Genomic DNA, 24,259 nt, shown 5'->3' with positions numbered 1-24,259 from the left:
TTATTAATTATTACCCGGGAATGTCCCTTTAACAGTGATACCCATACTTCTGGCTGTTCCTGCAACCATTCTCATGGCTGACTCGACAGTAAAGCAGTTTAGATCGACTAATTTGTCTTCAGCGATAGCTCTCACCTGCTCCCATGTGATCTCAGCGATCTTAGCACGGTTAGGTTGAGCGGAACCGCTCTTCTTCTTGGTAGCTTCCAACAACTGGATTGCCACAGGAGGAGTTTTAACGACAAAGTCGAAAGACTTATCGACATAGTAAGTAATTACAACGGGTAATATCTTACCAGCCTTGTCTTGGGTCTTGGCATTAAATTGCTTGCAAAACTCCATAATGTTAATACCCTTAGAACCCAAAGCAGGTCCTACTGGGGGAGAAGGGTTTGCTGCTCCTCCTTTAATCTGCAATTTGATTTGTCCAGCAACTTCTTTAGCCATTGTTTCTAAATTTTTTTAGATATATAACATCAATAACAGAAAGGTAGCACTTTTCGTAACCAGAGCACTATTCTTTCTCAACTTGCATATAGCCCAACTCAAGGGGAGTCTTTCGTCCGAAGACCTTAACCATCACCTTAAGTTTCTTTTTCTCGGCGTTGACCTCTTCGATTATACCCATGAAACCGCTAAACGGTCCAAAAGTGATCTTCACACTCTCTCCAACATAGAACTGGATATCCAAATCCTCCTGTTGTTCCTGCAACTCGTCGACCGTACCTAAAATACGATTTACTTCCGCAGGGCGTAATGGCACGGGGGTATCAGAACCACCCAAGAAACCAATCACGTTCGGAATGTTCCGCAACCGATGGGCAACCTCACCGACCAAAGCGGCCTCGACCAGCACATAACCCGGCAGGTAAGCTCTCTCTTTCATGACCTTCTTGCCGTTTCGTACCGTAAAGATTTTCTCGGTCGGAATCAAGACTTGAGATACATATTCTCCCAGATCCGTATTCTTCAGCTCAGCCTCTAGATATTCCCGTACCTTGTTCTCCTTGCCACTAATGGCACGCAGAACATAAAATTTCTTTTGGATATCAGACATACCTCAACTGATTAGAAAATTTGGTTGTAGAAGAAACGCATAACAGCCTCGAAGACCCCGTCAACAACAAAGATCAATGCGGCGATGATAAGGGAAGCAAACATAACAACAACCGCACTATTAGAAAGCTCTGCTCTCGTAGGCCAAGAAACTTTATAAACAAGTTCGTTATAAGATTCCTTAATATAAGCAATTATCTTTTTCATCGAATCTATAGATTTTAGCACGGAAGGAGAGGCTCGAACTCCCGACACCTGGTTTTGGAGACCAGTGCTCTACCGACTGAGCTACTTCCGTAGAAATAGCCAGTCCCTAAAAGACTGGCTATAACATTATCTAGTGTTTGAATTAGTTCTCTAATTCTGTGATCTGGCCTGCACCTACCGTACGTCCACCCTCGCGGATAGCGAAACGAAGACCTACGCTACACGCTACCGGATAGATCAACTCAACCTCGATCGTTACGTTATCACCCGGCATTACCATCTCAGTTCCTTCCGGCAAAGCGATTTCACCAGTCACATCCAATGTGCGGATGTAGAACTGAGGACGATATTTATTGTGGAACGGAGTGTGACGACCACCCTCCTCTTTCTTCAAGATGTAAACCTCAGCCTTGAACTTAGAATGCTCTTTAACCTGACCCGGGTGGCAGATTACCATACCACGTCTGATCTCATTCTTGTCGATACCGCGAAGCAACAAACCAACGTTGTCACCAGCCTCTCCTTGATCCAATAATTTACGGAACATCTCAACACCCGTAACAACAGATTTCTTGCCGGCAGCGCCAAGACCGATGATCTGGATTTCCTCACCCACCTTAACGATACCTGTCTCGATACGACCTGTAGCAACAGTACCACGGCCCGTGATTGAGAATACGTCCTCAACCGGCATCAAGAACGGCTTGTCGATTTCGCGCGGAGGCAGAGGAATCCACGTATCACAAGCATCCATCAACTCCATCACTTTAGCTTCCCATTGAGGATCACCGTTCAATGCGCCAAGAGCAGAACCACGGATGATCGGAGTGTTGTCGCCGTCGAATTGATAGAATGAAAGCAACTCTCTCATCTCCATCTCGACCAATTCCAACATTTCCTCGTCGTCAACCATGTCACACTTGTTCATGAAAACAACCAATCTCGGAACGTTTACCTGACGAGCCAAAAGGATGTGCTCGCGAGTTTGAGGCATAGGGCCATCAGTAGCAGCCACCACGATGATAGCACCGTCCATCTGAGCAGCACCAGTTACCATGTTCTTTACGTAGTCGGCGTGACCCGGACAGTCTACGTGAGCATAGTGACGATTTGCGGTCTGATACTCTACGTGAGCAGTATTAATAGTGATACCTCTCTCTTTTTCTTCAGGGGCGTTGTCGATAGAATCGAATGAACGCAACTCTGAAAGACCTTTCTTTGCCAATACTGTCGTGATAGCAGCTGTCAAAGTTGTTTTACCGTGGTCAACGTGACCAATCGTACCAATGTTCACATGTGGTTTCGATCTGTCAAATTTCTCTTTTGCCATAACTTAATTGTTCTTTATTTGATTAATGATCATGTTCAATCTCCAATTGAGCCGGTGCCGAGACTTGAACTCGGGACCTCTTCCTTACCAAGGAAGTGCTCTACCGCTGAGCTACACAGGCAATACATAAGAGCGGAAGACGGGGCTCAAACCCGCGACCCTCAGCTTGGAAGGCTAATGCTCTATCAACTGAGCTACTTCCGCAAGACCGAATGAACCAACCGATTCCGTCCTTTGCTTCATCCGTGTGGGCAGTGATGGATTCGAACCACCGAAGGCGAAAGCCAGCTGAGTTACAGTCAGCCCCATTTGGCCACTCTGGTAACTGCCCTTTCCGATACATTCTCCGAGCCTCTTGTCGGATTCGAACCAACGACCCCGAGATTACAAATCACGTGCTCTGGCCAACTGAGCTAAAGAGGCGATACTTCTAAAAGCAGCCGTTTCGTCACCATGGCGAAACGGCTGCAAATTTAGACATTATTTCTTACATACCAAATTTATCTACCGTTTTTTTATTTGGCTCTGATTTTTTCTTTGAATTTAACCAGTTGTTTCTCCAAAGCCTCCACGCAATCGTCTATCGCCCCTTCGAAAGTATCGTTTATTTTATCAGCGAAACATTCCCCGTTCTTCACGGACAACATTACACTGGCCTGCTTATTCTTCACCGTCTCAGGCTTAACCACCTTCAACGTAACCTCTGCCAATATAATACCATCGAAGTATTGCTCCAATTTAGAAACTTTCTTCTGAATAAACGCCTCCAACTGTGCAGTTGCGTCGAAATGAATTGCTTGAATTCTAACGTCCATAATAACCTCCTTCTTTTTTTGCTCTTGGATGAGCATGATACACTTTTTTTAATTCCTCAAAGGTTGTATGCGTGTAAACACTCGTAGACGCCAAACTGCTATGACCTAACAAATCTTTCACAGCGTTCAGCTCGGCCCCGTTGTTTAACATACTCGTCGCAAATGAATGTCGCAACACGTGTGGGCTTCGCTTCGCCAACATAGGTATCTCCGACAATTGCTTTTTTACTATATTGTAAACAATCCCCGTCGACAACTGCTTCCCGTTCTTCCGAACGAAAAGCCACTCACTGGCTGCCTCAACCTCACGATCACGGACCTCCGTGTATGCAAGCATCAAGTTTTTTAAACCCTCCGCAAAAGGAATCAACCGCTGCTTGTTCCGCTTTCCAGTTACCTTGACCTGCATCGCCTCATAATCCACATCCACGTTGCGTATGCCGATTAACTCAGAGCGGCGCATCCCGGTATCGTACAGCATCTCTATGACCAATCGATTCCTCACACCTTCAAAATCCTCATCAAATCCGTCTCCGTCCAACAACGCCTCCAACTCGCTATCCTTAATAAAATAAGGTAAGGGCTTCTTCGTTTTCGGGCCGTGCACCAATCTCAACGGATTTGCGGAGACAATGCCCCGTTTCATGAGAAACTTAAAAAAAGACTTCAAAGAACTTAATTTCCGGTTTACCGATACAGGAGAGAGCTTCTCGTCCATCAAACTGACGACCCAACTTCTCACGAAATCCGAGTCGATTTCACCGGGTTCGAATACACCCTCCCGATGCTCTCTTACATACCTCTGGAATTGGTCTAAGTCTTTCGAATAAGCACCAATCGTATAATCGGAATAGTTCCGCTCATACCGGAGATAGTTTAAAAAGTCATCGATCAGCAATATTCTCGTCGCATCAACATTCATGCAACGAAAATAGGAATAAGAATTCAATAAAACAAGCCCAGAAGCTATAATTATTCTTCTACTTGTTGCAAATGCTGTACGTAGATAGCACGCATAGTCTGCTTTCTCTTCGTGACAGACGGTTTCTCGAAAGCCTGACGGCCTCTCAATTCCTTGACTACACCTGTTTTCTCGAACTTTCTCTTGAATTTCTTAAGCGCCTTCTCGATGTTTTCGCCTTCTTTTAATGGAACTACGATCATAATTTAAATTGTTATATTGTTTAGTTATTTATATCCTCAAATTGAGCGGCAAAATTACTGATTGTTTCGGGATTAGCAAAACTTTCAACGATTATTTTCATAAAAGATACCTTTCTCCGTAATTATCGCCGTGATCAGTTCGTGAGGCGTAATGTCGAAGGCAGGGTTGTAGACTTTCACGTTTTTCGGGGCCATACGCCTTGAATACCACATTTCGGTAATCTCATCAGGGTTACGCTCCTCTATCACAATGGAATCGCCGTCCGGACACGAGCTATCGATGGTAGATGTCGGACCTAATACATAGAAGGGAATCTTATAATGGCGGGCCAAGATAGCCACTCCGGACGTGCCGATCTTATTCGCCACGTCGCCATTGGCAGCTACACGGTCACAACCCACGACCACGGCTTGCACCCAACCTCTCCGCATGACGATGGAAGCCATATTATCGCAAATCAGCGTCACATCAACTCCGGCCCTGTTTAGCTCATAGGCTGTGAGACGGGCACCTTGCAACAAAGGGCGGGTCTCGTCGGCGAAAAGCTTGAAGCCATAGCCTCTCTCCTGCCCCAGATAAATCGGAGCCAGGGCGGTACCATATTCCGAGACCGCCAGATGTCCGGCGTTGCAATGCGTAAGGATTCCCATCCCGGGACGGAGCAGCTCCAGACAATTCTCGCCGATCTGCCGACAAGCGGCGGCATCTTCCTCACGGATCGCGATCGCTTCCTTATATAATAACCCTTTCCATTCCGGGACGGAGAAGGCAGGATGAGCGACCAACACCTGTTCCATCCGGTTCAGCGCCGCCACCAGATTCACCGCCGTCGGACGGGAACTGGCCAGATACTCCTTGATCCTCCGAAACTCATCCCTGAAAACAGATTTCTCCGTCGTATCGATCCGACGGGCGCAAACATAGATACCATAAGCGGCCGCTACCCCGATAGCGGGCGCTCCACGTACCTTTAATTTATAGATAGCGTCCCATATCTCCTCAGCAGTGGTAAGGGTCAGATACGCTTCCTTACCCGGCAGCAGCGTTTGGTCCAAAATTATCACGCTGTCCGCTTGCTCATTGAAACGCACGGTCCTTAAGTCAGATAGAGTTTGTATCATTCGCCTGAATCTATTAATAATTCACGGGACCCAGCGTAGCCTCTATCGCCACGCCTGCGGCGGTAACCGCTATCGCTCCTACGACAAGGCCAGCCGTAGCCCCATGAGTCTCTTTCACATAAAAGAAATCGCCGGATTGCTGTTGCCCCTCATCGAAATACTGGGGGGCCACGTCGCCGACCTTAATCAATTTCGCCAGATAGAAGTTCCGCTCAAAAGAGGAATGCCTCAAGGGCATCCCATTGGTCCCTCCGGCGAGCAACGTCAGGTAGCTGCGGAACTTCAGCGGAGAATCTTCTTCCGTAAAATCCTTTACACGGATATTTACGGTGGTGGCCGCCTTCGTTATCATTTGCTCCTTTACATACGCCTCCTTCGGGATCTCGTTGAACGGGAAGTTGGCTAAATGCAAAGGCGTATTGACTAATTTGGAATGCGGCGGGATAAACTCAACGCCTTTCGGCAAACTCACATTGCCGGAGAAGGCACCTTCCGAGTAGTTCCACCCGCTGCTGCTCCTATCGCTCCAATGGAAGGAGCTACCGGATGCCGCACCAGAGGTCTCTCCTCTCACCGAGACCTCTTTCGAGTCGTAGGTGGTAGCCACGTCATCGATAATCAGCGCCGACCGCCCCCAATCCACATACAAGGGTTCATCCAATTTGTTATAAATGGTGATAGTAATCGGGGCGTTCTCTCCCCAGAAACGATAAGAGATACGTACCGTATCGTTTTCCTGCACAAAATCACCTCTCTCATTCTTCTCCCCAACGGGGTCATTCGAGTTCAACATCGAATAATAGTAAGAAGAACATGCGCTCAAGCCGAGAAGCTGAGTCGCAAAGACAAAAAGATAAAGCAGATTCCTCATGGCACTTCCTATTTGTTACCACAAAACTAGCAAATTATTCCTTGATACCCTATTGGGTTCCTCATCTTTAACTTGATTTAAAGCAACAGGCTCACAAGCTTGTAAAACACAAAGTCATGAACGGATTGAATTGCCGACAGAGTGCATCATCTGTCTTAAGCCCACATAATTCGCGCCGCACCTCAATCTTGAGAACATAGGCTTTTGCGCAAATTGAATAATTCCTTAACTTTGCGAATATTAATGTTGACTAAAATAAAATGCGATGAAAACAAACATTCCTGAACGTATCGCCGCCCTACGGGAGGCTATGAGACAACAGAAAGTTGACGCTTATATCATACCCAGTTCCGACCCGCACCTAAGCGAGTATCCGGCCGATCGCTGGAAATCGAGAGAATGGATATCCGGCTTCACCGGCTCGGCGGGAACGATCGTGGTCACCGCAGACAGGGCAGGCTTATGGACCGATTCCCGGTATTTCCTGCAAGCGGCCAGCCAGCTGGAAGGTTCCGGTATCGAACTCTATAAGTTGGCGCTCCCGGAGACACCGTCTATCACGGAATTCCTCTCGCATGAGTTGCACGCCGGACAGACCGTGGGACTGGATGGGCAGACCTATAGCGTCGCCGAAGCGAATGCCTTGGCGAATAAACTAATCCGGAAAGAGATCAAGCTGGATACCTCGGCCGACCTGATCGAGAGTATCTGGAAGGACCGTCCCGCCGTTCCCGGAAACCCGATATTCGAGATGCCGGAAGCATTAAGCGGAGCCTCCGTGCACGAGAAACTAGACCTCATCAATAACCGGCTGCGGAGCGAAGGCGCCGACTGCTTGATCCTCGCCGCCTTGGACGAGATCGCGTGGACGTTCAATATCCGGGGCACGGACGTGACCTATAACCCAGTCGTAGTCAGCTACGCCTTCGTATCGGAAGACGAGAGCGTACTCTTCATCAGGCCGGAGAAGCTGACCGCCGAAATCGCCGAGCATTTGAAGAAAGAAGGGGTTACGCTTGCCGAATACGCCATGATCCGGAGATATCTGTCCCGCCTACCGGAAAACAGCCGGGTGTTCGTGGATATGAACAGGACGAACGTCTCCTTATACGACGCGATCCCGAGAAGCTGTACGATCGTGGAAGGGATCTCTCCCGCCAACCATTTGAAAAGCGTCAAGAACGAGACCGAGATCAAGGGATTCCAAAACGCTGTGGTAAAAGATGGCGTCGCCTTGACCAAATTCTATATCTGGCTGGAGAGACAAATGGCGGAAGGAGCCCAAGTTACGGAACTCGGCGCCGCCGAGAAGCTGACAGCCTTACGTGCGGAACAACCGCAATATATTATGGATAGCTTCGGTACGATCTGCGGCTACGCCGGGCATGGAGCGATCGTTCACTACTCCGCTACTCCGGAGACGGACGCGACCTTGAAACCGGAGGGTTTGCTTTTGATCGATTCCGGTGCGCAATATCTGGACGGTACGACAGATATCACCCGTACGATCGCCCTTGGAGAACCGACAGAGCAGATGAAGAAGGATTTCACCCGTGTATTGAAAGGTACGATCAGCTTGGCGAAAAGCAAGTTTCCCGTCGGTACGCGAGGTTCCCAGATCGATATCCTTGCCCGCAAGGCGTTATGGGATTCCGGCATTCATTATTTGCACGGGACTGGTCACGGTATCGGTCATTGCCTGAACGTACACGAAGGCCCCCAAAGCATCCGCATGGAGGAGAACCCGGTGACCTTGAAGCCCGGAATGGTGATCAGCGACGAGCCGGCCATGTACCGTACCGGCGAATACGGTATCCGTACGGAGAACATGATCTTGGTACGTGAGGACAGCGAGACGGAATTCGGGAAATTCTTGGGATTCGATACGCTGACGCTTTGTTTCATCGACACGAGCCTCATTATCATCCCCATGCTCTCTGTCCGTGAGCACGCTTGGCTGAATAAATACCACCAGATGGTCTACGACAAGATCAGCCCGTTCCTGAACGAGGAGGAGAGAGCTTGGCTGAAAGAGAAAACAACAGAAATTTAAATGACTAAACATGGCATTAATTAAATCCGTTCGTGGCTTTACCCCGAAGATCGGTAAAGACACTTTTTTAGCAGACAACGCCACGATTATAGGTGACGTAGAGATCGGGGAAGGTTGCAGTATCTGGTTTGGCACCGTGCTTCGCGGCGACGTGAACTCGATCCGCATCGGCAACGGCGTGAACGTACAGGACGGTTCCGTCCTTCACACCTTATACGAGAAATCAACGATCGAGATCGGCGATGATGTATCCATCGGCCACAACGTAACGATCCACGGGGCGAAGATTTGCAATGGCGCCTTGATCGGAATGGGCTCCGTGGTATTGGATCACGCCGTAGTAGGCGAGGGAGCAATCATCGCCGCAGGTTCCGTCGTGTTAAGCAAGACGATCGTCGAGCCGGGCAGTATCTACGCCGGAGTTCCCGCCAAGTTCGTCAAGAAGGTAGATCCCGAGCAAGCGAAAGAGATCAACCAGAAAATAGCCAAGAACTACCATATGTATTCTTCTTGGTATAAAGGATAAGGATCCGGTTGGACGCAGTGATGGACTCACTTCAACAAGAATCTATTTGTCGAACGATCTGAAAACAAACGAACATGAGAAAAACGATTATAATGACAGCGCCATTGACAGCACTCCTATTGCTTTCTTGCGCACAGAAACCAAGTACGCAAAAGCGGGACATCTCGTATATGCCGCAACCACCGTTCAGCCCGCCGACGTATGTTTGCTACAAGGCTCCCGCTCCCATAAAGATCGACGGGAAGCTATCTCCCGGGGAATGGGACGCGATACCTTGGACGGGCGACTTCGTGGATATCGAAGGAGACAAACGCCCGGCCCCTCACTTCCAGACCCGGGCCAAGATGACTTACGATGATAACGGAATGTATTTCGCCGTCCTAATGGAGGAGCCGCACGTTTGGGCGACCCTCACGGAGCACGACGCCGTGATCTTCCATGACAACGACTTCGAGATCTTCCTGAATCCTACGAACGACACCCATAATTATCTGGAGTACGAGGTGAATGCCTTGGGTACGGAATGGGACTTGTTCTTAACCCGCCCCTATCGGGATGATCCGCAAGTATTGAATAACTGGGAGTTTGCCGGGATGAAATCCGCGGTTCACGTAGACGGTACGCTGAATAACCCGAAAGACACGGATCAGTCATGGAGCGTAGAGGTATTCATTCCTTGGATCTCCATATTCCAAATGGACCGAGGAAAAGAAAAGCCGGAAATCGGTGAGCAGATCCGTGTGAACTTCTCCCGCGTGGAATGGACAACGGACGTGAAAGACGGTAAATACACGAAAATCCCTGTCCAGGGCGAGGATAAGATTCGCGAGTACAATTGGGTATGGGCTCCTACCGGGGTAATCAATATCCATATGCCCGAATACTGGGGGTATGTACAAATATCGGATAAGATAGCGGGAGAGGGTGAGACACCTTTCGTAAAGCATCCTTCGGAGGAGACGAAATGGATCTTGCGTAATTTATATTACCGCCAGAATGAGTTCGCCGCCACCTTCGGTCATTATGCCGACAACATCGACGACTTGAAGGCAAACGAGCTATGCCCGCAAGAGATCGCCAATCAACTGGAAATACATACGACCCCTTCTATGTACGAGATATCGCTACCCGCACCGGACGGGACGGTATGGCAGATCCGGCAAGACGGTCTGGTAGGGTCTAAAAAGGAATAACATCATTTATTAATCAATTTACATATCATGAAACAAACCAATTTATGGATAGCGGCCTTGACCTTAGGCATCACGCTATCGGCTCACGGGCAACAAAGCGGTGGAGGCATTTCACCGGCGATGCTGCAACAAATCAAACAGTCTTATCAAGGTACCCCCGCCGATAAGGCGATCCGTAACGCAATCACCAATAATGACATCAATAAGCTTGCCGTTAATGGGGAGAGCAAGAACAATCTGGATACGTACTTCTCTAACAAGGTAGAGAGCAAAGGGATCTCCAACCAACGCTCCTCGGGTCGTTGTTGGCTTTTCACGGGATTGAACGTATTCCGTGCGCAGGCGATCCATAAGTACGACATGGGTGAATTCCAATTCTCCCAGAATTATTCTTTCTTTTGGGATCAATTGGAGAAAGCGAACCTTTTCTTACAGGGTATCATCGATACTCGTCTGAAACCCATGGACGACAAGATGGTGGAATGGTTATTCAAGAACCCGATCGGAGACGGCGGGCAGTTCACGGGTGTCTCCGATCTCCTGACTAAGTATGGCGTGGTTCCCGCCGAGGTCATGGTAGAGACCAACAGCAGTAACAGTACCGGACGCATGAGCAACCTGATCGGATTAAAGCTGAAAGAATACGGCCTGCAACTCCGTGACCAGTCTACGACCAAAGGCACAACCGTAGCGGATCTGGAGAAAAAGAAAACAGAGATGTTAGGCACGATTTACCGTATGCTCGTATTGAACTTGGGAGAGCCGCCTACGAAATTCACATGGACTCGCAAAGACGCTAAGGGGAATCCGGTAGAGACGAAGGAATATACGCCTCAGTCTTTTTTCCAAGAATATATCGGGGACGATTTGAAAAACAACTATGTTATGTTGATGAACGATCCGAGCCGCGATTATTATAAGCTGTATGAGATCGATTACGACCGCCACGCTTACGATGGCAAGAACTGGACGTACGTGAACCTTCCGATCGAGGATATCAAGCAAATGGCTATCGCTTCCATCAAGGACAGCACCATGATGTATTTCTCTTGCGACGTAGGCAAGTTCTTCGATCGCGATAGAGGTATTCTGGATGTAAACTTCTACGATTACGGTTCATTGCTGGGTACCACATTCGGCATGGACAAGAAACAACGTATCCAGACGTTCTCCAGCGGTTCCTCACACGCCATGACCTTGATGGCAGTTGACCTCGACGCGAATGGGAAGCCGAAGAAATGGATGGTCGAGAATAGTTGGGGACCCGGAGCGAACGCCGGCCACCTCATCATGACAGACCAATGGTTTAATGAGTATATGTTCCGTCTGGTAGTCAACAAAAAGTACATCACGGATCAAGTAAAAGAGATCTTGAGACAAACACCGACTCGTCTTCCCGCTTGGGACCCGATGTTCGCTGAAGAGGACTAAAATAAAACACGGATGAGACAGACAACACGGATCGTTCAATTACCAGTCCGCACGTCTGTCTCATCCATATTTCATCGCTATAGCAAAAGAGTCCGGGCATACAATCACTCGAGTAGTAAACCTGGCTTTATCGATTAACGGATGTGGATTTGCCGTAAGATTTGGTCCGTCGCTCCTACACTGTTTTTCACAAAATCACCGGCAGCTTGCCCGGAGGTTTCCAAAGCAGTCGGATCGGTCAATAACTCGTCCATCTTCGTTCGGAAGGAGGTATCGTCGGTGATGGAGAAACCACCACCTACGGCGATCAGATCCTTCGCCTCCTTAAATTTATAGTATCTCGGGCCGAATAAGACCGGAACTCCATAAACGGCGGCTTCCAACGTATTGTGGATACCTGCTCCGAAACCACCGCCGATATAAGCGATCTGCCCGTAGCGATAAATCGAAGATAAGAGCCCGAAACTGTCAATGATCAAGCAATCTTTATCGGCCAGATCCTCCTCGTGCGCCTCCGATAGACGGACGGACGGACGTTTTAGCATCGCCTCGATAGAGAGGAGATGTTCCCGGTGAATCTCATGCGGGGCGATAATCAACTTCATCTCCGGATGTTCTTGGAAATAAGTGATAAAGATCGCCTCGTCTTGCGGCCATGAACTGCCGGCCACCATCACGATCGGCCTTTTCCCCTCCTTGCTTTCCAAAAAACGTTCGATAAACGGAAGCTCACGAGCCTGCTTACGGACATCCAATACCCGGTCAAAACGGGTATCGCCGGTCACCGTCACATTCGTGATACCAAACTCTTTCAAGAGTTTCATCGAACGCTCGTCCTGCACGAAAAGATGATCAAAATAAGATAGCATCTTCCGGTACGGCTTTCCGAACCATTGGAAAAATAACTGGTCGGGACGGAATATGGCGGAAATGATATAAACCGGTATTCTCCGCTTATGCAACTCACGTAAATAGTTCCCCCAAAACTCATACTTGATAAATACGGCGATCGCCGGGTTCGCCAGATTCAAGAACTTCTTCACCCGGAAAGGCGTATCGAAAGGGAGATAGCAAATCACGTCCGCTCCTTTGTAATTCTTCCGTACCTCATAGCCGGAGGGAGAAAAGAAAGTCAGCAACACCTTATACTCTGGATGTTTTACCTTGATCTTCTCGATCATAGGACGCCCCTGCTCGAACTCGCCCAACGAGGAAGCATGGAACCAGATGTATTTAGCGTCCCGGTCGATCTTCTCACGAAGTATGGAATTTGTTTTCCATTGTCCGAATCGCATCAGTCTCGCTTTTTTATGGAAAGGCGAGATCAGAGCAACCACAAAAGCGTAGAGATGTATCGCTAAACTGTACATGATTATTTTAGAATCTCGATAGCCCGTTGGATACGGCGGATAGACTCCTCTTTACCCAAAGCCTCGGTGATATCAAAGATACCGGGGCCTTTCCCCTCGCCAACCAAGGCCAGACGGGCGGCGTTCATGATATTCCCCAAATGATATCCCTTACTCTCGATCCAAGCCTTGCACTCGTTCTCCGTACCTTCTACATCGAACGGCTCACGGGCACGCAGTTGTTCGATAAACTCACCCAATCGCACAGCGGAATCCTCTTTCCAGCGTTTCTTGCGGGTTTTCTCATCGTACTCCGTCGGAGCGATAAAGAAGAAAGAACAAAGATCCCATAACTCACTTACGAAATTGACACGGCCTTTCATCATGCCGACTACCTTCTCTACATAAGCATGGGTAGTCCGGATACCGTGGCTTTCCACGATCGGCAAGAATAGGTCAGCGATCTCCGCATTACGCTTCTCTAGTAAATAGTGGTGGTTAAACCATCTGCCTTTCTCATAATCGAACTTAGCGCCGCTCTTGCTGCAACGAGACAGGTTGAATAAACGGATCAAATCATCCATGCTCATCACCTCTTGATCGTTACCTGGGTTCCAACCCAGCAAAGCGAGAAAGTTTACGACAGCCTCGGGGAAGTAGCCACTCTCACGATAGCCCGATGAAACATCACCCGTCTTCGGATCGTGCCATTCCAAGGGGAATACTGGGAAGCCCAGACGATCGCCGTCACGCTTGCTCAACTTACCGTTACCTTCCGGTTTCAATAGCAAGGACAGATGAGCGAAACTAGGCATCGTATCCTCCCAACCGAAGAAACGATATAATAATACATGAAGCGGCGCGCTCGGCAACCACTCCTCACCACGGATCACATGGGTAACTTCCATCAAATGGTCGTCCACGATATTCGCCAAGTGGTAAGTAGGCAATTGATCGGCCGATTTATATAATACCTTATCATCCAAGACTGAGGAGTTGATAACGACCTCGCCACGGATCAAGTCGTTCACGTGGATGTCCTCATTCGGCTCGATCTTGGCACGAACTACGTACTGATGACCGGACTCGATCAGGTTCTGAACCTCTTCCGGGGAAAGCGTCAACGAGTTACGCATTTGCGAACGGGTAGAGGCATCGTATTGGAAATTGGCGATCTCCTTCCGTTTCTCCTCCAACTCGGCAGGCGTATCGAACGCCATATAAGCATGGCCGGCGCTCAACAATTGATCGACATATTTCTTGTAGATCTCACGGCGCTCGCTCTGGCGATACGGACCGTAGTTGCCGCCGAAGCTCACGCCTTCGTCGAACTTGATACCTAGCCAAGTCAGAGCCTCGATGATATAGTCTTCCGCCCCGGGAACGAAGCGCTGGGAATCCGTATCCTCGATACGGAGAATCATATCACCGCCATTCTGTTTAGCGAATAAATAGTTGTACAAGGCCGTGCGAACACCTCCGATATGCAACGCTCCCGTAGGACTAGGCGCAAAGCGTACTCTTACTTTTCTTTGAGTCATAACACTTACATTCTATAATAACGCGGCAAAAATACGCCTTTTTTTCGGTTAGTGAACTATTTTACGTATATTTCGGACGCTAAATGAGAACGCATATGAAACAAAAGAATTACAACATACCGACCGTGGTCTACTTCGTCGTGGCCGCATTACTTATCGCCTACTTTTTCCCCCGGGAGGGAAAATTCCGATATCAGTTCCATGAAGGCAAGCCTTGGAGGTACGGGTTGCTCACCGCCCCGAACGATTTCCCGATCTACAAGACCGACGACGAGGTAAAAGCGGAGAAAGACAGCGTACTCCGTAAGTTCGAGCCTTATTACCGCATGAACCCCGACATCCAGGAGCAAGAGGTCGAGAAACTGCGTGCCAACTACAACAACGGCAATAACCTGCGAAGCAAAGCATCCCCCGCTTACATGCAGTATATCGAGGGCAGCCTGATCAACTTATACAAGAACGGCATCATCTCGTCGCAGGATCTGGACGAGCTACGGAAAGAGGGATACTCCCGTGTCAACCTCTTGGAGAATGCCGTCGCGCAACCCCGTTACGTGAGCGACTTTTTCACCGTTCGCACCGCCTACGAGTTCATTATCAACAACTGCCCGTCACGACTGGACAAATCCATCCTGCAATCGTGTGACATCAATAACTACCTCTCCGAGAACATATCTTATGACGCCGACATGTCCGACAAGATCAAGGAGGATATGCTACAAAGCGTATCTATCGCCAACGGCATGGTACAAGCCGGAGAGCGCATCGTAGACCGGGGCGAGATCATCGACAACCATACCTACAACGTACTCCGCTCCCTAAAGGCCGTACACGAGGCCAAGACCGGAGGTACGCAGACGCAAGGTATCATATTGGCCGGTCAATTCGGACTCGTCTTCGGGCTAATGTTCTGTTTCTGGCTCTACCTATGGTCCTTCCGGTTAAAGATATTCCATAACCGGAAGAACGTACTATTCTTGATCCTCTGCATATTCGTGAGTTGCATCCTCACGGAGCTATGCGTTACCTATGCGTTATTCAACGTATATATATTGCCGTTCGCCATCGTACCGATCGTGGTACGTACCTTCTTCGACTCCCGGACGGCGCTTTTCACGCACCTTATTATCGTGCTGATCTGCTCGTTGATGGTACCTTTCCCGCATGAGTTTCTATTGCTACAAGCCATAGCGGGCATGGTCGTGACGTTCAGCCTGAGAAACCTGAGCGAACGCTCGCAACTGATCCGGTGCGCATTCTTCATCTTCCTCTCGTACGCCATCTGCTACACAAGCCTCACGCTGTTCCAAGAGGCGAACCTGAGTAAGATCAACTGGATGATGATGCTCTATTTCGGCATCAACTTCATCCTCGTCATGTTCACCTACATATTAGTATATATACTGGAGAAGACGTTCGGCTACGTATCGGACATCACCTTGGTGGAATTGTCCAACATCAACAACCCGATCTTGAAGAAGCTCAGCGAGACCTGCCCGGGTACGTTCCAACACTCTTTGCAGGTATCCATCCTCGCCTCCGAAGCGGCTGTCAAGATCGGCGCCAACTCGCAATTGGTCCGTACCGGCGCCCTTTACCATGACATCGGAAAGATGAGTAACCCTGTCTTCTTCACCGAGAACCAAACGAGCGTGAACCCACATAACCAGCTGGCGTTCGACCAAAGCGCGCAAATCATCATCAGCCACGTCACCGAGGGCGTGAAGATTGCCGAGAAGGCCCTGCTACCCAAGGCGGTTATCAGCTTCATCCGTACTCACCACGGACGTGGCAAGGCGAAGTATTTTTACAACTCTTTCAAGAACCAATACCCTGACAAGCCGATTAAAGACGAGCTATTCACCTACCCCGGCCCGAATCCCTTCTCGAAAGAGACCGCCGTACTGATGATGGCCGATTCTGTGGAAGCAGCCTCCCGCAGCCTGAAGGAACATACCGAAGAGAGTATCAGCGCCTTGGTGAACAAGATCATCGACGGGCAGATCGCCGACGGCTTGCTAAAGAGCGCTCCATTGACCTTCAAGGACGTGGAGACCGTGAAGAGCGTATTCGTAGACAAACTGAAAACCATGTTCCATACCCGAATCAGCTATCCGGACTTGAAGAAATAAAGACAAACGAGCACGATATCAAGCAGATCTTTTCTTCTGCTTATCGCAAGCATTCCGGAAAAATCTATGAAGTGGAATTGAACACGGGCATTATCATCAGTCCGATGATAATGCTTCTGAATGAAGGAATCGCCTTATGAGAGAGAAGTTTACCCCTGAGAACCAGGTAAGAAGCCCCAATAAAACCATAATGCCCATCGTAAGGTTCTTATAATCGCAGTTATAAGCATCTTACAATGGGCATTCTTGTAACCTTACGATGGGCATTGTAATAATCTACAATATTCCAACAACCCGGCGCAAGCATCTTCCAATAGATCCAAGACCAACTCAAAACCTTCGGCACCGCTATAATAAGGATCCGGGACGTGATCGTACAACTTATTCCGGGAGAACTCGGTCATTCGATGTATCTTATCGACGGATTCCAGATCGGGAGCCATCCGCTTCAAGTCCGTTATATTTTGGTCGTCCATGCCTATAATTAAGTCGAAATCATGGAAGTCCCACTGACGTACCGGACGGGAGATCGAATCCAATGAATATCCCCTACGGGTCGCATGCGCCCGCATCCGACTAACCTATTCTTTTCGATCATCATCCAACAATTTACACGCAGGCTTATACCCTATTATACGATACGGCAAACTCGTTTCCATTCCTAATAGACCGCGAAGGTAGGAAAATTAAATCTCTTTACAGCCCGGCGATCGCGCAATAGACAAAATACCCGCAAAGCCCCACCTTCAACATCACGCTGATCACAAAACCAAGAAACGCTCCAAAACCGGCTTTCATCGCCTCGCCAAACACCTTGCCTCCCAGCAACTCCCCCGCTAACGCCCCCAAGAAAGGTCCCAACAAGATACCCCAAGGAGCGAACAAGAATATACCTGCCACCGTACCGATCACGCATCCCCAATTGCCCCACCTGCTTCCTCCGCTGTATTTCGTGCCCAATATCGGAGTCACATAATCCAGCACTTGCGCCACGACAACCAACAATCCCCATACAACCAATTGCCCAAACGTAAACTCATAACGTTCCGTCGCCTGCAACAACAACAAGCCCCCATACGCCACCGGAGGCCCGGGCAATACGGGCAGGAAACAACCGGCAAAACCCAATAGCAAACAGAGGCTGGCCAGTACATAGAGTAATAGATCCATATCCTACAAAATTTGAAAGCACTAATTTAAGGCATTCTCTCAATAATACATTGCGAGTGGAAACTCAGCCGCCTATCAATTCATGGATTTCTTTTATGTGCAGGCGCAAATGTCCCAAATAGCCTTCTATCATTTCTCTTAATGTAACCTTTGCTCCTGTAAAGTCGCACCAATAACTATCCAGCCTGTTCTTATCTGCCGAGTTAATTACTTGGATGATGTGCAGATTGTAAAACTTCCATAACTGGACTAAGTTAGGCCAGTCTGCATTCTGATAATCCTGCAAAGCTATCCACAAATCATTATCCTGTGTATAATCAGGGAAGAAAAGCAGATCTTTGCTATATTGCAACCGAACCATGCGTTGATGATTATTGGATGCTGAATCAATCAAGTGGCCGAGAATCTGCTTAATGTTGCGATTCTGCGTATTTCGCCTTTGCGTGATAACCTCTACAGGCAAATCATTTAACAATTTCTCTTCTGTTTCAATAACCTGTGCAATGCCATCGGTTATATGCATAAAATTACTATCTCGCATAACTTTCTAATTTTAAATACTTCTGCAAAAATAAGTTCTTTGCCTATCATCCACTTGTAAAAAACTGACTTTATTCCAGATAGCTACGCACGACTATGCGACTTAATAACATTCAGCCTGCAATCTTCGGAGAAAAATGTAGAATACGGAGAATGGGAAAATAGATATTGAGTAGGCGAACAGCCTGTAAACTCTTTAAAGTCTTTCACCAAGTGCGAAGGATCGTAAAAGCCACATGAATAAGCCAAGTCTATAAATTCCATCTCCGGATTATTCTGCAACAGATACAATGCTCGCTGAAAGCGAACTACCCGATAATATTCTTTAGGACTCATTCCTACATAGTTGGTAAATACTCGCTTGAATTGCCTATATCCCAAACAAGCATTCTCAGCAAGAGCATTCACTTCGATTCGCGGTTGATTGATTATTTGGCAGATAGCGTTCCGCGTTCTTTGGTAATTACAATCTACACCAACCAACCGTTGTATAAGGAAGATTTCAATCAGCCGTAAGCAGGTTTCAACGACTGGTTCGGCAGAAATATTTAGCTTCAGGTGGTTTAATTCTATATCTTCCAAATCTTCTACATTTATATAACGATTGTAAATCTCACTCATGGAACACCGCACAAATGGATTCAAACCTAGAGGGTGAAATATAACAGCAATCATATTAATGTTGCCCTTTGAGATCAAACACCCATAAGTTGAGAACTGTCCTCGAATAAAATTCTTTGGTTGCAAGCCTTTTGATTGGATATTCAGATTCTCACCCCGATGAAAAACAAGATGTACGCACCCCGATGGAATAGTCTGTATCATTACTGGCTCTACTTCATCGGTCTTCAACACCCAATAGTATTTTATGTATTGGGAAAGTACGGGAGACGGATATAGAATTTTGCTTTCTCTCATGTTATTTCGAACTGTTTCCAACCTGCTCGCCCTCATGACACCAATAATCCCGACGAACAGAAATTCTCCTTCCTCTTAAATTCTCCATTTTCAATTCTCAAGCCGGATCCACATCGTAATGAACCAGCAACTGCTTAAACGGCGCATACCCCTGCATCTCCGTATGAATACCCTCCAATATCTCACGAAGCGGAGCGATCCCGGCGGAGATCTCGATTTTCAAGACGATCTTCTTGATATGAAGCGTCTGCACCCGGGTGATAGGCGGCGTAACCGGCCCCAACACCCGCTCGCCCAAACGAGCACGAAGTTTCTCCGCATATAAGGCAGACATCTCCTGCAAAGCCTCCGCATTCCGACCCCGAAGGGTCAAGACGATCAAACGGTAGTAAGGCGGGTAACGGAACATACTACGCTCACTCAATTGCAAGCGCACCATTTCCTTGTAAGCGAAATGCTGCACCATACGGATCAAAGGATGCTCCGGCTGGGTAGTCTGCAAGATCACCGTACCCCGCTTGTCCCGTCGCCCGGCACGTCCGCTCACTTGTACCATCAATTGATAAGCCCGCTCGTGCGCCCGGAAGTCCGGGTAATTCATCAGGCTATCGGCGCTCAGGATTCCCACCACGCTGACATTACCGAAATCCAGTCCCTTCGACAGCATCTGGGTACCGATCAAGATGTGTGTCTTTCCCTTCTCGAAATCCGAGAGGATCCGCTCGTAAGCCGTGCGGGTACGGGCCGTATCGAAATCCAGCCGATCCACCTTCGCCGAGGGGAAAAGGGCGGCGATCTCCTCCTCCACCTTCTCCGTACCGAAGCCTTGCATCTTGAACTCCGTCCCTTTACACGCAGGACACACCTGCGGCAAACGGTAGGTATAACCGCAATAATGGCAAACCAATTGATTATGCGCCTTGTGATAGGTAAGGCTCACGTCGCAATTCACGCAATGAGGCACCCATCCGCACCCCCGGCATTCGATCATCGGGGCGAATCCCCGACGGTTCTGGAACAGGATCGCCTGCTCACCCCGGGATAAAGCCTCCCGCACCTTCTCCACCAGCGGCGGGGAGAAAAGGGTATCTTTCATGATTTTCTTGCGCTTTAACTCCTTCACGTCCACCGCAATAATCTCTGGCATCAAGCATTCGCCGTAACGAGTGGATAGCTCGACCAGACCGTATTTTCCCGCCATAGCGTTGAAATAAGAATCGATGGAGGGGGTGGCGGAACCCAATAAGGTCTTGCCGCCATGCATGCCTGCTAGAACGATGGCAGCGTTACGGGCATGATAGCGGGGTGCCGGATCCTGCTGTTTGTACGTATTCTCATGCTCCTCGTCCACGATAATCAGACCCAAGTCCTTAAACGGAAGAAAAAGGGAAGAACGAACCCCCAATACCAGCCTAGGCTCATCGCTATGCAATAGTTTATTCCAAACTTCCACCCGCTCGTTATCCGAGAATTTGGAGTGGTAGACCAATAGCTTATCCCCGAACCGTTTCGCCAACCGCTCCGTGATCTGGGTCGTGATGGCGATCTCCGGCAACATATACAAGACCTGCCGCCCTAATCGCAAGACCTCATGGATCAAACGGACGTATATCTCGGTCTTACCGCTGGAGGTCACGCCGTGAAGCAGGCATACCTCCTTCGTCTTGAAGGCCTCATGGATCTCTCCGTAGGCTTTCTCTTGCGCCGGGCTGAGCGGATTCGGCTCTTGCAAGCGGCAGACGGATACTTGTAAACGACCCACCTCTTTCTCGTAACACTCCAAGATACCTCGTTTCAGCAGCCCATCCAACACCGTAGAGGTATAACCTCCGCGTTCCAATAGCTCTTTCTTGGAAAGTTCCTTCGATAAAGCGAGATTCAACGTATGGCTCAAATCCAAGAAACGGATCAACAGAAGTTCTTGCTTCTTCGCTCGTCTCAATTCCCCGAACACCTCCCGCAATTTCGTCTCATCCCGGTAAGCCTCGGCCAAACGGATAAACGCCTGTGTCTTGGGAACGAATCCTCGCTTTAGCTCCTCACTTACCTCGACCGCCCCTTTCCCCATCAAGGAAGAGACGATCGGGACAACATTTCGGAGGCCGGTCTTCTTCTCCAACTCCGAGATCGTCAATTTCGAGACCCCGTTGAAGGCATCCAGTACCGCTTGCTCGTTCGGGCGCACGGGAGCGGTGGCCTCGAAATCCTCATTGTAAGTAACGGCTGTCTCGCTTTCCAACTTTAAGCCGGAAGGCAAGGCCGCCTTATACACGTCGCCCAACTTACATATATAATAGGAAGATATCCATTTCCAAAAACGGAGCTGCGGACGACGGAGCACCGGCGTGGCATCCAGCAAGGCGTAGATCTCCTTCATCTCGAAATCGGCTACCGGCTCCCGGTCGTGTATCTCCATGACGATGGCCGTGTAATATCGTCTCGTCCCGAAATGCACGATCACCCGGCAGCCGGGAGTCACGGCTCTTTCCAAATCTCCGGGTATCCGATAGGTATAGCTATTCTCCAAAGGAAGAGGAAGTATGACGTCCGCGTATCTCATTCAAACAGGTGTTTCATTACGAGTCCAAAAGTAACAAAAAAGGCCGGACTTCGAAAACCCGGCCTCTCTCATTTTATTTTTACCTACCTAGAATAAGATCGCTGCCGTGATAGACCATCCACGGTTCTTTCCGGATTCTACCATATCAACCACTCCGGTCAAACTACTACTCAAGCTCTTGCTTTCCAACGCATAATTATCGGTCAGTCCCAGACCATAGCTGAAACCCACCTGCAAGTGGCTGATTAACTCCACGCCGGCACCGAAGTTAAGGCCCGCGCTAAAAGTCTTCGCCTTCACCTGATCCACTACGGAACCCGGGATATCCCAAAACTTATCACCGCCTACACGAAAACCGATATACGGACCGGCTGCCAGATACGCCTTGACAATAGGCAACCCGAATTTCCATTTCAAGTTGACCGGGACATCGATATAATCGGTCTTCATCGAAGTCTTCACTCCGCCAACCGAAGTCGCCTCCAAACCCTTTTGCGAATACAACACCGCCGCGTCGATCCCGACACCAACCAAGGGCAAGGTCGTCTCGATCATCGGACCCACCTGGAAGCCGGTTACATTATCCGCTTTCAACATGTCCGAGTTGAAATGGACAGACGATATATTCAAACCGCCCTTGATACCGAATTTAAGCTGAGCGTTGGCCGGAAGCGCCATCAACGCTAGCGAGGCAACCATAAGAAGTCCTACAATTTTCCTCATACTCATACGCATACTTCTTTTGTTAATTACTTATCGCGAATAAACGCACTTTTCTACTAATAAACAAATATTCTCATTGGAGTGTTCACGGAATACCTCAGTCCTTTAAACGTAAAGAAAGCATGCATCTTACACACGGAGCTCATCCCGTCGGCCAGATTCATGCTTCTTTCCCTAATTATTATGGCAAAATAATTATCCGATACCATGAGACGGCTGAGAAGAAAATGTTGGATAAAGAATAGTAAAAACCAGATGCGGCTCTTGCGTTCTCTTCCGGCCTTTCCTCGAAGCCGTCGAAAATATACACGCCTTGCAGGTCTTCTGACTTACTTCCGGTCCTAAGCGCCTTCCCATTCACTTGAATGAACAGTGGCAACAGTATTGCTTAACCCGTTTATGAAGCTTACAGCAGCGGGACTGTCCGGGATTCTCACCCGATTCCCTTTTAATCCCTATCCGGCGATTGCCGAAAGGGAACAAAGCATGTAGCAAAGATACGGAAAGTTTTGATGTAGCCTAACACTTTCCACAAAAAATGTCCCTATATTCCCGATTCCGGATATAGCATAAAGCCGCCCCGATAGCCGTGCGATACTCGGCATACTCCGGTATCTTGAAATGGACATCGCACATATTCTCCAGACGGGGGAAAATATCCGGGCATTGCGGCAAGCGAGTCAGGTTGCCGATCAAGACGATATTCTTGATATCACCATTCAACGAGGCAAAAACAGCCCCTTGCCCAATTGTCTGCAAGACCATATGAACGATGCCGAGAGCGATATCCTCAACCTTGGCGTTCGCGTCCGCTTTTCCAAAAATAGAGGCTGTCACATCCAGCGGCAGGCCGGGTAGCGGATGCGGCGTAATATCCCGGATATGCAAGTCGATATCATTCAAGGAACCATGCTCGGCCAAAGACGCTATTTGGTGAAAGTCATGTGTTTTCAATAATAGCTTAGACAAACCGAGAATGGTTCCGCCACCGATCCCCAATCCTCCGATATGCTCGACCGTGGAGCCTTGCACCTTGACAAAAGAGGTACCTGTTCCCATGCTGACCACCAACAGGCTTTCCAGTCCCGTATTATACTGCGCCCCTAGCCCATTCGCAAGGAACTCATCCGTCTTTGCGGTAGGCAAACCATATAGCGGTTGATCAATATAAGCACTACCTACACCTGTCAAGATCACTTTCTCTATATTCGAGAGCGAAATGTTATTATCATAAATATATTTACCGAAGGCCCCGAATAAAGAGGTTACCGGATCGGTAGCTTTCACGAACATCGGGTTCTTGATCTTCTTATCCTCCACGCCGACAATCTTGGTCGTGCTACCTCCCACATCTATACCTATAACGATTCCCATGATTCTTTTCCTTTTAATTGAATAATCGCCCACAAAAGTACATAAACCCGCATACAAATCGAGTAGGTAGGGAAACAAAATAAGTTTTCCTGCCTATTTTGTTTCCTTCCCTCTCACACCACCGTACGTGCCGTTCGGCATACGGCGGTTTCGTGCTGTCCTTGCCTTTTGTAGATGCCACATT

Annotated in this window: 22 protein-coding genes, 5 tRNA genes, 1 pseudogene and 1 riboswitch; of the genes and pseudogenes, 5 read left to right on the top strand and 23 right to left on the bottom strand. The window is 48.6% G+C overall.

What is annotated here, in order from left to right; translation table 11 throughout:
- Positions 1-3 precede the first annotated feature (3 nt).
- The 14 genes from rplK to G7Y39_RS09235 form a co-directional block, all read right to left on the bottom strand.
- Positions 4-447 (bottom strand): 50S ribosomal protein L11, encoded by a 444-nt coding sequence (rplK, locus tag G7Y39_RS09300; protein WP_165157175.1) that lies wholly within the window; start codon positions 445-447, stop codon positions 4-6.
- Positions 448-514: 67 nt separating this feature from the next.
- The gene (gene nusG, locus G7Y39_RS09295; RefSeq protein WP_165157173.1) at positions 515-1,057 is read right to left on the bottom strand and encodes a transcription termination/antitermination protein NusG; all 543 of its coding nucleotides are present in this window, start codon (positions 1,055-1,057) and stop codon (positions 515-517) included.
- Positions 1,058-1,068: 11 nt separating this feature from the next.
- Positions 1,069-1,263, bottom strand: coding sequence for a preprotein translocase subunit SecE (secE, locus tag G7Y39_RS09290; RefSeq protein WP_165157171.1), 195 nt, complete (start codon positions 1,261-1,263; stop codon positions 1,069-1,071).
- 18 nt (positions 1,264-1,281) lie between these two features.
- Positions 1,282-1,354, bottom strand: a tRNA-Trp gene (locus G7Y39_RS09285).
- A gap of 51 nt (positions 1,355-1,405) precedes the next feature.
- Entirely contained in the window at positions 1,406-2,593 is a 1,188-nt protein-coding gene (tuf, locus tag G7Y39_RS09280; protein ID WP_165157169.1) for an elongation factor Tu, read from the bottom strand.
- Positions 2,594-2,642: 49 nt separating this feature from the next.
- Positions 2,643-2,714 (bottom strand) — tRNA-Thr (locus G7Y39_RS09275).
- Between the two features lie 10 nt (positions 2,715-2,724).
- Positions 2,725-2,797 (bottom strand) — tRNA-Gly (locus G7Y39_RS09270).
- Positions 2,798-2,841: 44 nt separating this feature from the next.
- Positions 2,842-2,924 (bottom strand) — tRNA-Tyr (locus tag G7Y39_RS09265).
- Positions 2,925-2,942: 18 nt separating this feature from the next.
- Positions 2,943-3,016 (bottom strand) — tRNA-Thr (locus tag G7Y39_RS09260).
- Positions 3,017-3,108: 92 nt separating this feature from the next.
- A complete protein-coding gene (gene hpf, locus G7Y39_RS09255; RefSeq protein ID WP_165157167.1) occupies positions 3,109-3,408 on the bottom strand; it encodes a ribosome hibernation-promoting factor, HPF/YfiA family in 300 nt (99 codons plus the stop codon).
- Positions 3,398-4,306, bottom strand: a complete 909-nt coding sequence (locus G7Y39_RS09250) for a tyrosine-type recombinase/integrase (protein ID WP_165157199.1) — start codon at positions 4,304-4,306, stop codon at positions 3,398-3,400. The genes hpf and G7Y39_RS09250 overlap by 11 nt, the downstream gene beginning before the upstream one ends.
- 74 nt (positions 4,307-4,380) lie before the next feature.
- The gene (rpsU, locus tag G7Y39_RS09245) at positions 4,381-4,572 is read right to left on the bottom strand and encodes a 30S ribosomal protein S21 (protein ID WP_005854174.1); all 192 of its coding nucleotides are present in this window, start codon (positions 4,570-4,572) and stop codon (positions 4,381-4,383) included.
- An 84-nt stretch (positions 4,573-4,656) separates the two neighbouring features.
- Entirely contained in the window at positions 4,657-5,694 is a 1,038-nt protein-coding gene (gene mtnA / locus G7Y39_RS09240; RefSeq protein WP_165157165.1) for an S-methyl-5-thioribose-1-phosphate isomerase, read from the bottom strand.
- Between the two features lie 13 nt (positions 5,695-5,707).
- Positions 5,708-6,565 (bottom strand): hypothetical protein, encoded by an 858-nt coding sequence (locus G7Y39_RS09235; RefSeq protein WP_165157163.1) that lies wholly within the window; start codon positions 6,563-6,565, stop codon positions 5,708-5,710.
- Between the two features lie 265 nt (positions 6,566-6,830).
- Here G7Y39_RS09235 and G7Y39_RS09230 point away from each other — a divergent pair, with 265 nt between their 5' ends.
- The 4 genes from G7Y39_RS09230 (at position 6,831) to G7Y39_RS09215 (ending at position 11,768) form a co-directional block, all read left to right on the top strand.
- Positions 6,831-8,618: an aminopeptidase P family protein gene (locus tag G7Y39_RS09230; protein WP_165157161.1), complete on the top strand. Its 1,788-nt coding sequence runs from the start codon at positions 6,831-6,833 to the stop codon at positions 8,616-8,618.
- 10 nt (positions 8,619-8,628) lie between these two features.
- Complete coding sequence (locus tag G7Y39_RS09225) at positions 8,629-9,144, top strand: gamma carbonic anhydrase family protein (RefSeq protein ID WP_165157159.1); 516 nt, start codon at positions 8,629-8,631, stop codon at positions 9,142-9,144.
- A 74-nt stretch (positions 9,145-9,218) separates the two neighbouring features.
- Entirely contained in the window at positions 9,219-10,337 is a 1,119-nt protein-coding gene (locus G7Y39_RS09220) for a carbohydrate-binding family 9-like protein (protein ID WP_165157157.1), read from the top strand.
- A 27-nt stretch (positions 10,338-10,364) separates the two neighbouring features.
- A complete protein-coding gene (locus G7Y39_RS09215) occupies positions 10,365-11,768 on the top strand; it encodes a C1 family peptidase (RefSeq protein WP_165157155.1) in 1,404 nt (467 codons plus the stop codon).
- A gap of 134 nt (positions 11,769-11,902) precedes the next feature.
- On the opposite strand, the gene G7Y39_RS09210 is transcribed toward G7Y39_RS09215, so the two are convergent.
- Both G7Y39_RS09210 and gltX read right to left on the bottom strand, forming a co-directional pair.
- A complete protein-coding gene (locus G7Y39_RS09210; RefSeq protein ID WP_165157153.1) occupies positions 11,903-13,138 on the bottom strand; it encodes a 3-deoxy-D-manno-octulosonic acid transferase in 1,236 nt (411 codons plus the stop codon).
- A 2-nt stretch (positions 13,139-13,140) separates the two neighbouring features.
- Positions 13,141-14,658 carry a glutamate--tRNA ligase gene (gene gltX / locus G7Y39_RS09205; RefSeq protein ID WP_165157151.1) on the bottom strand — a complete coding sequence of 506 codons (1,518 nt, stop codon included), beginning with the start codon at positions 14,656-14,658 and terminating at the stop codon, positions 13,141-13,143.
- A gap of 95 nt (positions 14,659-14,753) precedes the next feature.
- On the opposite strand from gltX, the gene G7Y39_RS09200 reads away from it, so the two are divergent.
- Positions 14,754-16,790, top strand: coding sequence for an HD family phosphohydrolase (locus tag G7Y39_RS09200; protein WP_165157149.1), 2,037 nt, complete (start codon positions 14,754-14,756; stop codon positions 16,788-16,790).
- A gap of 254 nt (positions 16,791-17,044) precedes the next feature.
- Here the strand turns inward: G7Y39_RS09200 and G7Y39_RS09195 are convergent.
- The 7 genes and pseudogenes from G7Y39_RS09195 to coaW form a co-directional block, all read right to left on the bottom strand.
- Positions 17,045-17,368: pseudogene (locus G7Y39_RS09195) on the bottom strand (low molecular weight phosphotyrosine protein phosphatase); the annotation flags it as partial.
- Between the two features lie 118 nt (positions 17,369-17,486).
- Complete coding sequence (locus G7Y39_RS09190; protein ID WP_165157147.1) at positions 17,487-17,960, bottom strand: DUF456 domain-containing protein; 474 nt, start codon at positions 17,958-17,960, stop codon at positions 17,487-17,489.
- Between the two features lie 64 nt (positions 17,961-18,024).
- Positions 18,025-18,501 (bottom strand): DinB family protein, encoded by a 477-nt coding sequence (locus G7Y39_RS09185; RefSeq protein ID WP_165157145.1) that lies wholly within the window; start codon positions 18,499-18,501, stop codon positions 18,025-18,027.
- Between the two features lie 83 nt (positions 18,502-18,584).
- Positions 18,585-19,418 (bottom strand): helix-turn-helix domain-containing protein, encoded by an 834-nt coding sequence (locus G7Y39_RS09180; RefSeq protein ID WP_165157143.1) that lies wholly within the window; start codon positions 19,416-19,418, stop codon positions 18,585-18,587.
- 97 nt (positions 19,419-19,515) lie between these two features.
- Positions 19,516-21,978, bottom strand: coding sequence for a primosomal protein N' (gene priA, locus G7Y39_RS09175; protein ID WP_165157141.1), 2,463 nt, complete (start codon positions 21,976-21,978; stop codon positions 19,516-19,518).
- A gap of 87 nt (positions 21,979-22,065) precedes the next feature.
- Positions 22,066-22,701, bottom strand: a complete 636-nt coding sequence (locus tag G7Y39_RS09170) for a porin family protein (protein WP_165157197.1) — start codon at positions 22,699-22,701, stop codon at positions 22,066-22,068.
- Between the two features lie 296 nt (positions 22,702-22,997).
- Positions 22,998-23,201: riboswitch (cobalamin riboswitch) on the bottom strand.
- A 19-nt stretch (positions 23,202-23,220) separates the two neighbouring features.
- Positions 23,221-24,075: a type II pantothenate kinase gene (gene coaW, locus G7Y39_RS09165; RefSeq protein ID WP_165157139.1), complete on the bottom strand. Its 855-nt coding sequence runs from the start codon at positions 24,073-24,075 to the stop codon at positions 23,221-23,223.
- Positions 24,076-24,259: the final 184 nt, after the last annotated feature.

The organism is Parabacteroides sp. ZJ-118, assembly GCF_011038785.1.
Classification (GTDB): domain Bacteria; phylum Bacteroidota; class Bacteroidia; order Bacteroidales; family Tannerellaceae; genus Parabacteroides.
Note: the sequence above shows the minus strand (reverse complement) of the source record. Positions and strands in the feature narration are given on the sequence as shown.